This window comes from Bradyrhizobium sp. 21 (assembly GCF_023073335.1).
GTDB lineage: Bacteria > Pseudomonadota > Alphaproteobacteria > Rhizobiales > Xanthobacteraceae > Bradyrhizobium.
In genome coordinates this window covers 315,952-328,653 of the sequence record NZ_JADPJG010000003.1, presented here as the reverse complement: position 1 = coordinate 328,653, position 12,702 = coordinate 315,952, and the positions used below count along the sequence as shown (strand labels likewise).

Below are 12,702 nucleotides of genomic sequence, written 5' to 3'. Positions count from 1 at the left end.
CCTTGCTCCTCAAACCCCACAAGCCGGCATGGGCGGCGCCGCAGCGCCGCCGTCTCAAAACCCGTTCGCCAGCTCAGCGGCGCCAGGCTGCGCCGATCAGGAAGCCGATTCCGAGCGCAAGCCCGACGGTCGCGAGCGGCCGCTGCGTGATTGCGTCCTCCAGCGTCTCCTCCATCGATCCATAGGCTTCCTGTGCCGCGCCCATCATCGCGCTGCCGCGCTCCGACATATCGTCGATCGCGGAATCCACGTTCTCACGTGCCTGGCGGTAGCCGCGGCGGGCCTGCTTGCTGGAGGAATTCGCAAAGGTATTGAGCGCGTCGGTGATCTGATCGGTGAGGGCGGCGATATCGCTTTTCACGGCTGCTACATCCTTCTCGAGGCGTTCTCTGGTGGCTTTGTCGGTCCAGTCTCTCATCCCGGCTTCGGCATTGGTCGTGGACATCGGGAGCTCCGAGCTGTTGACGGCTGAGATAGCCGGAAAACGTTTCGTCGCGGGGTAAGTTCCGTTCTGAGAAACCGGTCAGGTTTGCGGCAGCTGCGGCGAATCCGTCGGCAGCAGATGCTCCTTCAAGATCAGCGCGACGATCAGAAGCGGCGACGACAGAAACGCGCCCATCGGCCCCCACAGCCAGGTCCAGAATGCCAGCGCCAGCAGCACGGCGAGCGCATTGAGCTCCAGCCGCCGGCCGATGATGGTCGGCGTGACAAAGTGTCCCTCCAGGAAAGTGAGGCCGCCAAAGGCGAGCGCCGCCATCAGGCCGCCTCCGATGGTCGGGAAGGTGACCAGCCCGACCAGGACCAGAACGGCGAACATCGCAACCGGCCCGATGATCGGAATAAAGTTGAGGGCGGCCGCGAGGGCGCCGAGGCCGGCCGGATTGGGCATGCCGGTGACCGCACAGACGAGGCCGGCGCCAACGCCGACGCCGATATTGATGAGGGTCACGGTCAGAAGATAGTTGCCGAGATGGACCTCGATCTCGTTGAGGATCCGAAGCGTGCGCAGCCGTGCGTCGCGATCGCTGAAGGTCATGATCATCGCGCGGCGCAGATCGCGCCAGCTCGCGATGAACAGGATGAGGGTGACGAAGAACAGCAGGAACTCGGTGAAGGTCGGCGACAAAAATTCCAGCGTCGGCTGCACCCATTCGAATTTCGGCATCTGGAAGTTGGGCAGCCCCTCCGAGCCGCCGACCATGGTCTGCAGCTCCCGCCACAGCGCCAGCGGCCGGTCGAACACGTGCAGCTTGTCCTTCAACTGCGCGCCCAGTTCGGGCAGGCGCGAGCTCCATTCCATCACAGGCGAGGCGATCAGCGCGACGAGGAAGCCGACCACGGCTGTTACCGCGATCACGATCAAGGCCGCGGCGAGCCCCCGCGGCACTTTCCGCTTCTCCAGGAAGGTTGCCGCCGGTGAAAGCATCGTGCCGGTGACGAAGGCCATCACGACGGGCAGGAAGAAAGCCTTGCCGACATAGAGCACGGCGACGACTGCGATGAGAAGCAGTCCCGCGAGCGAAAAGGCGACGAATTCGGTGCGGCGGATCACCGGCGGAAGTTCGCCGTGGCTCTCGGGAAGCGGTGTGCCTTCGCCGTTGCCGGGGATCATACGTTCACTGGGAAGGACGCGCACAACACCTCTCCGGCACGGAAGCTTCGGTCCGCGCACCGTTACGGGGTGAAACGTGCGAACTCGCCGCGGGTTCCATCGCGGCTTCGTGAAGAGACGCCCGCTTGACTGTGACGCGGTCGCCGCATCCGGCGGAACTTGTAGCGGCTCGACCGCGTTACCAGACCAGCGCATCACCCTGATGCAGGCATCCACGGGGCAGCACATGACGAAGTTCTCTGCAGTCCGACGCCGCTTTTCGCCGCGCCGCATCACCGCTTTCACCTTCGCGACTGCTCTGCTCGCCGTGCCTTTCGGCGCCGCAAGCGCGCAGACGCTGGGCTATACCTATCCGCAGGATCAGGGCTATTCGCAAGGATATGCAAGCCAAGGCTACGCAAGCCAAGGCTATGCAAGCCAGGAGTCGCAGGCCTCCGACGAAGATGCCGCGCTGCCCGATCGCCTGCGCAAGCAGATTGTCAGCTTCGACCGGAGCGAGCCGGCGGGCACTATCGTTATCGATACCAACAACACTTATCTCTACTACGTGCTGGGCAACGGTCGCGCGATCCGATACGGCGTCGGCGTCGGCCGCGAGGGCTTCACCTGGTCGGGCGTGCAGAGCGTCAGCCGCAAGGCGGAATGGCCGGACTGGCATCCGCCGGCCGAGATGATCGCCCGCCAGCCTTATCTGCCGCGCTTCGTCGCCGGCGGTCCCGGCAATCCGCTCGGCGCGCGGGCGATGTATCTCGGTTCGAGCGAATACCGCATCCACGGCACCAACGATCCCACCACGATCGGCAAATTCGTCTCGTCCGGCTGCATTCGCATGACCAACGAGGACGTCACCGACCTGTTTAGCCGCGTCAATGTCGGCGCCAAGGTCGTGGTGCTGCCGAAGAACGCGCCGCTGATGGCGAGGGGCAGTGATCCCGTGCGCAAGCGCCCGGCATTGACGACGCTGCCCTCTGGCCGGCAGGCGCTGAACATCGCGACGTCGGCCGTGAACTAAGAGTTGGGTGAGGTCACATGACGAGACGTTCGATCGGCAAACTGGCCGGTACCGCGGCGGCGTTCTTCGCCGTCGCCTCCTTGGGGCTCGCCCTGACGCCTTCGGCGCATGCGGAGGATTTCTTCTCGGCATTATTTGGTGGATTGGGACGGCGGCCTCCGCCGCAAATCCAGATGCCTTTCGCGAACGAAGACATGCCGCGCTACGACGCGCCGCGCCAGCGGGCCTCCTATGGCGGCGGCACGGCCTATTGCGTGCGCGGTTGCGACGGTCGCTATTTCCCGGCGCAAGGAAACGATGCCGAGAGCAAGGCGCAGTCCTGCAAGAGCTTCTGCCCGGCGTCAGAGACCTCGCTGGTCTATGGCGGCAATATCGACGACGCCACGACCGACAAGGGAAAATCCTATTCCGACCTGCCGAACGCCTTCCGTTTCCGCAACGAGATCGTGGCGGGCTGCACCTGCAACGGCAAGGACCCGGCCGGGCTCGCCCAGGTCAAGATCGACGATGATCCCACCTTGCGCAAGGGCGACATCGTCGCGGGCGCCGATGGCCTAGTGGTCGCCAGCCGCAATGCCAACGACCGCCGCGGCGTCGCAATGAACTTCTCCCCGCTGCCGGACTCGGTGCGGGCGAGATTCCGCCAGGTGCCGGTGGTGGCGAAGGAGTAGGGGGCGACTCCGATCCGCAGCCTACGCCGCGCGGATCTTGCCGAGGAAGTCGCTGACTTGATGACCAAGCTGGCGGCTCTGGGTTTCGAGCAACTCGGAGGCCTGCTTGACGTTCTCCGCCGCCCCGGCGGCGGTGTCGGCGTCGGCTTTCACGCCGGTCATATTGTCCGAGACGTTCTTGGTGCCCTGCGCCGCGTATTGCGTGCTGCGGGTGATCTCCTGGGTCGCCGCGCCCTGCTCCTGCACGGCGGCGGCGATAGCGGTGGCGACTTCATTGACCTCGCCGATGATGCCGCCGATTGCCTGGATCGCGTTGATGGCATCGCCGGCGACTTTTTGAATGTCGGCGATCTGCCCCGAAATCTCCTCGGTCGCCTTGGCGGTCTGGCTCGCCAGTGACTTCACCTCGGATGCCACGACCGCAAACCCGCGCCCCGCTTCGCCGGCGCGCGCGGCCTCGATCGTGGCGTTCAGTGCGAGCAAATTGGTCTGGGCGGCAATGGTGTTGATGAGGCCTACGACCTCGCCGATGCGCCCCGCGGATTGCGCCAGCCCCTGAACGGTGCTGTCGGTTTCGCGCGCCTGGTTGACGGCGCGGCTGGCAATGCCCGCGGCATGGGCAGCCTGCTGGCTGATGTCGTTGATCGAGGCTGAAAGCTCCTCGGCGGCCGCCGCGACGCTGTCGACGCTCATGGAAGCGTCGTTGGACGCCTTGCCGGCGACCTCGACGCGCGCATTGGTCTGGCGCGATACTGCGGAGAGGTCGCCCGAGGTCTTGCGCATCTCGCCTGACGCTTCGCTGAGCTCGCCCAGTGATTTGCGCACCACGCCTTCGAACTCGCCGACATAGGCTTCCACCGCGCGCTGGCGCGCGGCAGCGCCGGCGTTGCGCTCGCGCTCCTGCTCTTCGATCTTGAGCTTGTCGATCGCCTGCTGCTTGAAAGTATCGAGCGCGCCGGCGAGCGAGCCGATCTCGTCGTGGCGGTCGAGATAGCCGTTGTCGACGCTGAGATCACCGCCGGCCACCTTCAGCATCGCGTCGCGTATCCTGTGCAGCGGCGTGATCACGCGGCGGCTAACCGCCAGCATGGCGGCGCCGGTGAACGCGATCGCGGCAATCAGCAGCGCAAGCTGGGTCAGCAGCGATTGCAGTGCGTCTGCGCGCTGGTTGCTGGAATGGTCCTTCGCCGCGGCGAGCGCGGCATCGGCCAGCCCGATCGCACTCGCCATGCGGCCGACCGAGTAGGGGCTCCATTGGTTGGCGGTCATCGACGCCTTCTCGCCCTTTGCGATCGCGGCGATGATGCCGTCGCGCGTAGCGACGAATTGCGGGTCGAAATAGAGCGATTTGGTTTCCGCCACGGCCGCAGCCAGCGCCGGCGGCAATTGCATGCCCGATGCGGCGAGCTCGATCGCGCTCCAGGCGGTTTCCGTGCCGCCGATCCATTTCGTGAAGGCGAGCTGGACCTCCGGCGCGATCTTGCCGCTGTTGATCGAATTGCCGACGATCAGCGAGGATTCACCCGCGTTGACCCGCAGCAGCCAGGCCATCTGTTTGATCATCAGCAGTTGGTCGATGGTTGCGTCCTGATGGTTGACGCTCGCAGCCAGCATGGGCGACAGCTTCTCGAGGATGACCATCAGCCCGTCCTCGCTCTCGAGATACTCTTTGACAAGCGCCGCGCGGCGCGATGCCTTGGGCTTGGCGACCTCGGTCCAGAATTCAGCCTGCTGCGCCAGCAGCGCCTTGTTCAACCGGTCGAGATCGGCAATCGCCGCCCCAGGCGGGGGCAAATCGATAGAGGGCAAGATGTCGATTGCGCGCGCAAGCGCCGGCATCAATTCGTTGCGGATGCCGCGGATGTATTTCTCGATGTCGCTATCCATCTGGATGTCGGAGGTCAGCTGACGGCTGCTGGTCGAGCGGTCGGCGCGGATGTTCGCCATGGCCTTGAACACATCGGCGGAGGCCGCCGACACCGAGACGATTCGGTTGGCCTGCTGAAGCCGGGTCCATGAGCTCCATGCGCTGATCCAGAAGCCGCCCACGACGACGAACGCGGTGGACAGGATCACTGCCTTCAGCAGCGTGGATACGGTCAGGCGATTGAGCATCGGAAACCCCGGTACGCGTTCAAAATTCGCGGCCCCGCGCCAGCCCCCACGAACTTCGAAAAGCTAAAACGATGCACGCATCATGCGTCCGCCCGCGGCAGGCGCGTGAAACGCATTTGGCCCGAAAAGGGTAAAAACTTAGGCAGTAGCGCTGTCGTAAAATTACGGGGCCTCTATCCCCCTCGTCGTCCTGGCTTTCGCCAAGACGACATCGAGAGTGACGCCCCATCGTGCCCTATGCCGCGCGGATCTTGCCGAGGAAGTCGCTGACCTCATGACCGAGCTGGCGGCTCTGGCTCTCCAGCGTCTCGGAAGCTTGCTTCACATTGTCCGCGGCGGCGGCAGCAGCGTCCGCATCGGCTTTGACGCCGGTGATGTTGTCCGAGACGTTCTTGGTGCCCTGCGCCGCAAATTGCGTGCTGCGGGTGATCTCCTGGGTCGCGGCGCCCTGCTCCTGCACGGCGGCAGCAATTGCGGTCGCGACCTCGTTGACCTCACCGATGATGCCGCCGATGGTCTGGATCGCATTGATGGCCTCGCCCGCGACCTTCTGGATGTCGGCGATCTGCTCGGAGATTTCCTCGGTCGCCTTGGCGGTCTGGCTCGCCAGCGACTTCACCTCGGAGGCAACCACGGCAAAGCCGCGGCCGGCCTCGCCGGCGCGCGCAGCCTCGATCGTGGCGTTGAGCGCGAGCAGATTGGTCTGCTGCGCGATGGTGTTGATGAGGCCGACGACCTCGCCGATACGTCCTGCGGACTTCGCCAGTCCCTGCACGGTGCCGTCGGTCTCGCGCGCCTGCGTGACGGCGCGGCCGGCGATGCCCGCGGCGTGCGCGGCCTGCTGGCTGATGTCGTTGATCGAGGCAGAGAGCTCTTCGGCGGCGGCCGCCACGCTGTCGACGCTCATGGAGGCGTCGTTGGAAGCCTTGCCCGCGACCTGGACGCGGTCGTTGGTCTGGCGTGACACGGCGGAGAGATCGCCCGAGGTCTTGCGCATCTCGCCTGAAGCCTGGCCGAGTTCGCCGAGGGTCTTGCGTACCGCGCCCTCGAACTCGCCGACATAGGCCTCGATCGTGCGCTGGCGTGCCGCAGCCCCGGTGTTGCGCTCGCGCTCGTGCTCCTCGATCTTGAGCTTGTCGGTGGCCTGCTGCTTGAAGGTCTCCAGCGCGCCGGCGAGAGCGCCGATCTCGTCCTTCCGGTCGAGATAGCCGCTATCGACGGCAAGATCGCCGCCGGCGACCTTCAGCATGGCATCGCGGATGGTGTTGAGGGGATGGATGACGCGACGGCTGACCAGCATGATCGCGCCGGCTGCAAGCCCGATGGCCAGCGCCAGCAGCACGAGCTGCACGATCAGCGCGCGTTGCGCCGCGGAGCGCTGTTCCTGGGTGTGGCCCTTGGCGGCGTCGAGCGCGGCTTCCGCGACCGCGACCGCGCTCGCCATGCGGCCGACCGTAAGCGGACTCCACTGATTGGCGGTCATCTCGGGCTTCTCGCCCTTGACCAGCGCGTCCGCAAGACGGTCACGCAGGGACAGATATTGCGTCTCGAAATAGGCTGTCTTGGCGGCTGCCATGGCGGACGCGAGCCCGGGGGGCAGTTGCATGCCGGAAGTCGACAATTCCAGCGCCTTCCACATCGCCGCCGTGCCGCCGACATATTGGGTATAGTTATAGCGCCCCTCCGGCGTGATCTTGCCCGCCGCCAGCCCTGTCGAGACGATCAGCGAGGCTTCGCCTGCGGTGTTGCGCAACAGCCAGGCGTTCTGCTTGATCGACAGCAGTTGGTCGATCGCGGCGTCCTGATGGTTGACGGTGGCGGCCAAGATGTTCGAGAGCCTGTCGAGGGTGTCGAGGAGGCCCTGCGTCGTCTCCATGTATTCCTTCGGCAGGCCCGCGCGGCGCTGATCCTTGGACTTGGCCAGGTCCTCCCAGAACTGCTTCTGCTCGTCTGTCAGCAGCTTGTAGAGGCGCGCAAGCTCAGGCACCAGTGTGCCCGACTGCGGGAATTCGATTGTCGGCAACAGCTCGAGCGCGCGCGCCATCGCCGGCATCTGCGCATCGCGCAAGGCGCGCAGATATTTCTCGATCTCGCCGTCCAGCGGCTCGGTCGCGTTGAGGAGCCGTACCGTGGTCGAGCGGTCGGTGCGCAGATTGTGCATCGCCTTGAACAAATCGGCGGAGGTGTCGGCGATCTGCGAGATGCGGTTGGCGGTCTTGAGGCGGTCCCACGATTCGTAGGCGGTGAGCGAGAGCGCAATCACCACACAGACCGACGTGATCGCGATCACCGCCTTCAGCAGCGCAGATACGGTCAGACGATTCAGCATCGAAGCCCCCCATTCCCCATTTCAAAGTCGCAAAAGACGCCCCGGCAGCATCAAAACGGAGGGGGCGGCAGCATCGGCAATCGCTGCCGTTTACGGCTCATGGCCCAAACGGTGACCGCATCTGAAAGGAAAAGGGTAAAGTTTTAGGCGGGTCGACAGATGGTAGAAGTACGTATTTACTAGAAGTTGCAGCGGGTTGCGCCGATGGAACCGGCGCGGGAGTTGCGCGTTAGGGAATGGTCAGCAATTTGCCTAAAGGGGGGTCCTAGCGATGCTGGTTGGCGTACTCGTCACCTTTCTTGTCATCATCCTTGTTCTTTATCTCATCAACATGCTGCCGATGGACGGCCGCGCCAAGCAGATCGCGCGCGTGGTCGTCATCATCATCGGCATCGTGTCGCTGCTGAAATATCTGGCGGTGTTCTAGCGCAGACCTCTAACCCGCGTGAGAGAAGCGATATGAGGGGACAGTTGTCCCGGATGTCGCTCCGCTCATCCGGGTTGCTGCTCGTCCAACAAAAAAGCCCCGGCGTCGGCCGGGGCTTTTGGTGTTGCGAGTTGGTGGTCTGTCAACCCGCCGCCTTCGCCTCGCGGCGGCGGGCGGTGAGGATGTATTCGGTGTAGCCGTTCGGCTGCTCGCGTCCCCTAAAGACGAGGTCGCAGGCCGCCTTGAATGCGACACCGTCGAAGGCGGGCGCCATCGGCTTGTAGATCGCGTCGCCCGCGTTCTGCTTGTCGACGACGACCGCCATGCGCTTGAGCGATTCCATCACCTGCGCTTCCGTGATCACGCCCTGGTGCAGCCAATTGGCGAGATGCTGGCTGGAGATGCGCAAGGTTGCGCGGTCTTCCATCAGGCCGACATCGTGGATGTCCGGCACCTTGGAGCAGCCGACGCCCTGGTCGATCCAGCGCACGACGTAGCCGAGGATGCCCTGGCAGTTGTTGTCGATCTCCTGCTTGACGTCATCGGGCGCCCAGTTCGACTTCGACACCGGGATGGTGAGGATGTCTTCGAGCTTTGCGCGCGGCCCGCTTTTGGTCAGCTCCTGCTGGCGCGCGGTGACGTTGACCTGATGGTAGTGCAGCGCGTGCAGGGTCGCCGCGGTCGGCGAGGGCACCCAGGCGGTGGTGGCGCCGGCCTGCGGATGGACGAGTTTCTGCTGCAGCATGTCCGCCATCTTGTCCGGCGCGGCCCACATGCCCTTGCCGATCTGGGCATGGCCGGGCAGGCCGCAGGTCAGGCCCATGTCGACATTCCAGTCCTCATAGGCCTTGATCCAGGCCTGCGCCTTCATCTCGTTCTTGCGGATCATGGGACCCGCTTCCATCGAGGTGTGGATCTCGTCGCCGGTGCGGTCGAGGAAGCCGGTGTTGATGAACATGATGCGCTTGGAGGCGCGCTGGATGCAGGCCTTGAGGTTGACGGTGGTGCGCCGCTCCTCGTCCATGATGCCGACCTTGAGCGTGTTCTCAGGCAGCCCCAGCATCTTCTCGACGCGGTCGAAAATCTCGCAGGTCAGGGACACTTCGTCGGGGCCGTGCATCTTCGGCTTGACGATATAGGCCGAGCCGGTGCGGCTGTTCTTGACCTTCGAATTGCCCTTGAGGTCGTGAATCGCGAGCAGGCCCGAGACGGCGGCGTCCAACAGGCCTTCCGGAATCTCCTCGCCCTTTTCATCCAGCACCGCGTCGGTGAACATGTGGTGACCGCAATTGCGCATCAGCAGCAGGCTGCGGCCGTGCAGTTTGACCTCGCCCTTGCCGTCAGGCGTCTTGTAGCTGCGGTCGGCGTTGAGCGCGCGCGTCAGCGTCTTGCCGCCCTTCTCGAAATCGGCCGACAGCGTGCCGTTCATCAGGCCGAGCGTGTTGCGATAGACCAGCACCTTGTCCTCGGCGTCGACCGCGGCGACCGAATCTTCCATGTCGAGGATGGTGGAGACCGCGGACTCCATGATCATGTCGGCGACGCCGGCCGGATCATTTTTGCCGATCGTGCTGCTGCGGTCGATCTTGACCTCGACATGCAGGCCGTTGTTGGCGAGCAACACGGCGGACGGTGCGGCTGCATCGCCCTGAAAGCCTGCGAACTGCGCGGCATTCTTCAGCGCGGTGGCGTTGCCGCTCTTCAGCTTTGCCGCGAGCTGGCCCGCGACGACGCTGTAGGCGGTGACGTCGGTGTGGCTGCCGGTTGCCAGCGGCGCGGCGGCATCGAGGAACGCCTTGGCCTTGGCGATCACCTTGTCGCCGCGTGCCTTGTTGTAACCCTTGCCGCTCTCGGACGGATCGTGCGGAATCGCGTCGGTGCCGTAGAAGGCGTCATAGAGCGAGCCCCAGCGCGCATTCGCCGCGTTCAGCGCATAGCGTGCATTGGTCAGCGGCACGACGAGCTGCGGGCCGCAGATCTTGCCGATCTCCTCGTCGACATTGGCGGTCTCGACCTTCTGCGTCGCAGGCTCGGGGACGAGATAGCCGATCTCGGTCAGGAAGGCCGTATAGGCGTTGAGGTCGAACGCCTTGCCCTTGTTGGCGCGATGCCAGTCGTCGATCTTGGCCTGCAGCGCATCGCGCACCGCCAGCAGCGCGCGGTTCTTCGGCCCCAGCTCCTTGATGATGGCGGCGACCCCAGCCCAGAACGCATCCGGCGCGATCCCGGTTTTCGGGGCCGCTTCCTTGGCGATGAAATCGAACAGGACGGGAGCGATCTTCAATCCGTGGGCGTCGACGCGTTTCATGATGGTCTTTCTCGTTGGAAATGGCTGTTTTTGGCTGCTTTTGACCCGACAGCAGCAAAATGCGCCCACGGGGGGCGACTTTCGGAGTTCTATTAGCCCCAAAACCGGGGCCGTGAGAAGGCCCCCAAAAGCTGTCAAAATGTCAAGGCGACGTTGGGAGCCCACGCACGGTGTCGTTCCCCGCGAAGGCGGGGAATCCGGTACGCCGCGGCCTCTCGGCTGAATCACTGCTGTCGGTGGAATACCGGGTCGCCCGGTCAAGCCGGGCGACGACAGCGGGGCAGCAGCCCGACCTCAAATATTCGCGGCGAGGTCCACGACTTCGTCGAACAGCACGCCGGTCGCTTTCAGCATCTGCTCGATCTCGTCCGCCGCCTCGGCGACCGTCCGCGTCGATGTGTCGATCACGAGCTCGGCGGCCTCAGGCCGCTCGTAATCGTTGCCGATGCCCGTGAAAGAGGCAAGCGCGCCGGCGCGGGCCTTCTTGTAATGGCCCTTGGGATCGCGATCCTCGCAAACGTCGGCCGGTGTCGCGACATGGATCTCGCGGAACGAAATATCTGCGATGCGGCGCGCGGTGGCGCGGTCCTCTCGGGAGGGCGAGACCGCAGCGACGATGGCGATGTGGCCGTTGCGGGCGAGATGCGTCGCGACTTCGGCGAGGCGCCGGATGTTCTCGCTGCGATCGGCGGCCGAGAAGCCGAGATCGCTGTTGAGGCCGGCGCGCAGCGTGTCGCCGTCGAGCAGGACCGGCGAGCCGCCATTGCTGAACAGCCGCCGTTCCAGCGCCTTGGCCAGCGTCGACTTGCCGGAGGCGGGCAGGCCTGTGAGCCAGACCACGGCGCCGTTGTGCTGATAGCGCGCAGAGCGTTCGTCGGGCCGCAGCGCGGATTCCACCGGCACGATGTCGACCGGCACGGCGCGCTGACCGGCATCGACCGACAACACGAGACCGCCGCCGGCGATGCGGCCCGAGACCTCGATCACGAGACGGCCGGTGCGCGGATTCTCGGTATAGGGATCGGTCGCGATGGGATTGGAGAGAGAGATGTCGATCTCGCCGACATGATTGCGGCTGATCGCCTTGTTCTCGACGCTCGACAGCTCGCCGGGATCGACCGCCTTCTCGATCGCCACCACGGTGGCGCGGCTTTCCTTCGGGCCGCAGCGCACCAGGAGCTGGTCGCCCTTGGCGAGCGGCTTGTCGTGCAGCCAGAAGATCCGCGCCCGCAGCCGCCGCGTCTCACGCGGGGCGGCGCTGGTATGCGCGATGATGTCGCCGCGCTCGACGAACAGCTCACGGTCGAGCGTAATGCCGACCGAGCGGCCGGCGCCTTGCCGTCCCGCGACCGGTGTCACCGGCCAGCTCTCGACCGTCTTGATCCTGGCGATCTTGCCGGCCGGCATGATCACGATCTCGTCGCCGGCAACGAGGCTGCCGGATTCGATGCGGCCCGCCACGATGCGGCGGTCGTCGAATTTGTAGATAGCCTGCACCGGCAGCCGCAGCGCCAGCGCTTCCAGCGGTCGCGCCGGCTCGAGCTGATCAAGCGCCTCGACCACGGTCGGACCCTTGTACCAGGAGATGCGATCGGTGCGCTCGGCGACGCCGTCGCCGTCGCGGGCGGAAATCGGGATCACGGCCGTGGGCTTGACGCCGAGGCCTTGCAGATGCGCCGAGATCTCGTCGCTGATCTCCTTGAAACGTTCGGCGGAGAAGTCGACGCGATCCATCTTGTTGACGACGATCGCGACCTGTTTCACGCCGAGCAGATGCAGGAGGTAGCCATGCCGCCTTGTCTGGTCGCGCACGCCTTCGAGCGCGTCGATGATCAGCACCGCGCCGTCGGCCTGCGAAGCGCCGGTGATCATGTTGCGCAGGAATTCGGCATGGCCGGGCGCGTCGATCAGGACGATGTCGCGCGAATTGGTGCGGAAGCGGATCTGGGTGGTGTCGATGGTGATGCCCTGGTCGCGCTCGGTCTGGAGCGCGTCGAGCAGGAACGACCATTCGAATGGCATGCCGCGCCGCGCGCTGACGGCCTTGAGCATCTCGAGCTTGCCGTCGGGCAGGCTGCCGGTCTCGTGCAGGAGGCGGCCGACCAGCGTCGACTTGCCGTGGTCGACATGGCCGACGATGACGATGCGGACCTGCGGTCGCGTCGTGCCGTTCGGCGTGGCGGGCGACGTCGGGGTAACGATCATGTTCATATCGCGCTCGCGTCCTT

9 protein-coding genes are annotated in these 12,702 nt (G+C 65.1%); 3 read left to right on the top strand and 6 right to left on the bottom strand.

What is annotated here, in order from left to right:
* Positions 1 to 73 precede the first annotated feature (73 nt).
* Positions 74 to 445 carry a DUF883 family protein gene (locus tag IVB31_RS06605; RefSeq protein WP_247320045.1) on the bottom strand — a complete coding sequence of 124 codons (372 nt, stop codon included), beginning with the start codon at positions 443 to 445 and terminating at the stop codon, positions 74 to 76.
* 78 nt (positions 446 to 523) lie between these two features.
* On the bottom strand, positions 524 to 1,636 hold the full coding sequence (locus IVB31_RS06600) for an AI-2E family transporter (RefSeq protein ID WP_247320043.1): 1,113 nt from the start codon (positions 1,634 to 1,636) through the stop codon (positions 524 to 526).
* 202 nt (positions 1,637 to 1,838) lie between these two features.
* On the opposite strand from IVB31_RS06600, the gene IVB31_RS06595 reads away from it, so the two are divergent.
* Positions 1,839 to 2,624 carry a L,D-transpeptidase gene (locus tag IVB31_RS06595; RefSeq protein ID WP_247320040.1) on the top strand — a complete coding sequence of 262 codons (786 nt, stop codon included), beginning with the start codon at positions 1,839 to 1,841 and terminating at the stop codon, positions 2,622 to 2,624.
* 17 nt (positions 2,625 to 2,641) lie between these two features.
* Complete coding sequence (locus tag IVB31_RS06590; protein WP_247320039.1) at positions 2,642 to 3,295, top strand: DUF2865 domain-containing protein; 654 nt, start codon at positions 2,642 to 2,644, stop codon at positions 3,293 to 3,295.
* A 21-nt stretch (positions 3,296 to 3,316) separates the two neighbouring features.
* On the opposite strand, the gene IVB31_RS06585 is transcribed toward IVB31_RS06590, so the two are convergent.
* Together IVB31_RS06585 and IVB31_RS06580 are read right to left on the bottom strand one after the other, a co-directional pair.
* A complete protein-coding gene (locus tag IVB31_RS06585) occupies positions 3,317 to 5,410 on the bottom strand; it encodes a HAMP domain-containing methyl-accepting chemotaxis protein (protein ID WP_247320036.1) in 2,094 nt (697 codons plus the stop codon).
* Positions 5,411 to 5,645: 235 nt separating this feature from the next.
* Positions 5,646 to 7,739, bottom strand: coding sequence for a HAMP domain-containing methyl-accepting chemotaxis protein (locus IVB31_RS06580; RefSeq protein WP_247320033.1), 2,094 nt, complete (start codon positions 7,737 to 7,739; stop codon positions 5,646 to 5,648).
* Positions 7,740 to 8,010: 271 nt separating this feature from the next.
* Between IVB31_RS06580 and IVB31_RS06575 the strand changes: the two genes are divergently transcribed.
* A complete protein-coding gene (locus tag IVB31_RS06575; protein ID WP_084292245.1) occupies positions 8,011 to 8,166 on the top strand; it encodes a Thivi_2564 family membrane protein in 156 nt (51 codons plus the stop codon).
* A gap of 142 nt (positions 8,167 to 8,308) precedes the next feature.
* On the opposite strand, the gene IVB31_RS06570 is transcribed toward IVB31_RS06575, so the two are convergent.
* A complete protein-coding gene (locus IVB31_RS06570; protein ID WP_247320031.1) occupies positions 8,309 to 10,474 on the bottom strand; it encodes a malate synthase G in 2,166 nt (721 codons plus the stop codon).
* Positions 10,475 to 10,768: 294 nt separating this feature from the next.
* Complete coding sequence (cysC, locus tag IVB31_RS06565; protein ID WP_247320029.1) at positions 10,769 to 12,685, bottom strand: adenylyl-sulfate kinase; 1,917 nt, start codon at positions 12,683 to 12,685, stop codon at positions 10,769 to 10,771.
* Positions 12,686 to 12,702: the final 17 nt, after the last annotated feature.

Coding starts and splice junctions, on each gene's coding strand:
- IVB31_RS06605 (WP_247320045.1), bottom strand. CDS start 445: ATGTCCACGACCAATGCCGAAGCCGGGATGAGAGACTGGACCGACAAA.
- IVB31_RS06595 (WP_247320040.1), top strand. CDS start 1,839: ATGACGAAGTTCTCTGCAGTCCGACGCCGCTTTTCGCCGCGCCGCATC.
- IVB31_RS06590 (WP_247320039.1), top strand. CDS start 2,642: ATGACGAGACGTTCGATCGGCAAACTGGCCGGTACCGCGGCGGCGTTC.
- IVB31_RS06585 (WP_247320036.1), bottom strand. CDS start 5,410: ATGCTCAATCGCCTGACCGTATCCACGCTGCTGAAGGCAGTGATCCTG.
- IVB31_RS06580 (WP_247320033.1), bottom strand. CDS start 7,739: ATGCTGAATCGTCTGACCGTATCTGCGCTGCTGAAGGCGGTGATCGCG.
- IVB31_RS06575 (WP_084292245.1), top strand. CDS start 8,011: ATGCTGGTTGGCGTACTCGTCACCTTTCTTGTCATCATCCTTGTTCTT.
- IVB31_RS06570 (WP_247320031.1), bottom strand. CDS start 10,474: ATGAAACGCGTCGACGCCCACGGATTGAAGATCGCTCCCGTCCTGTTC.
- cysC (WP_247320029.1), bottom strand. CDS start 12,685: ATGAACATGATCGTTACCCCGACGTCGCCCGCCACGCCGAACGGCACG.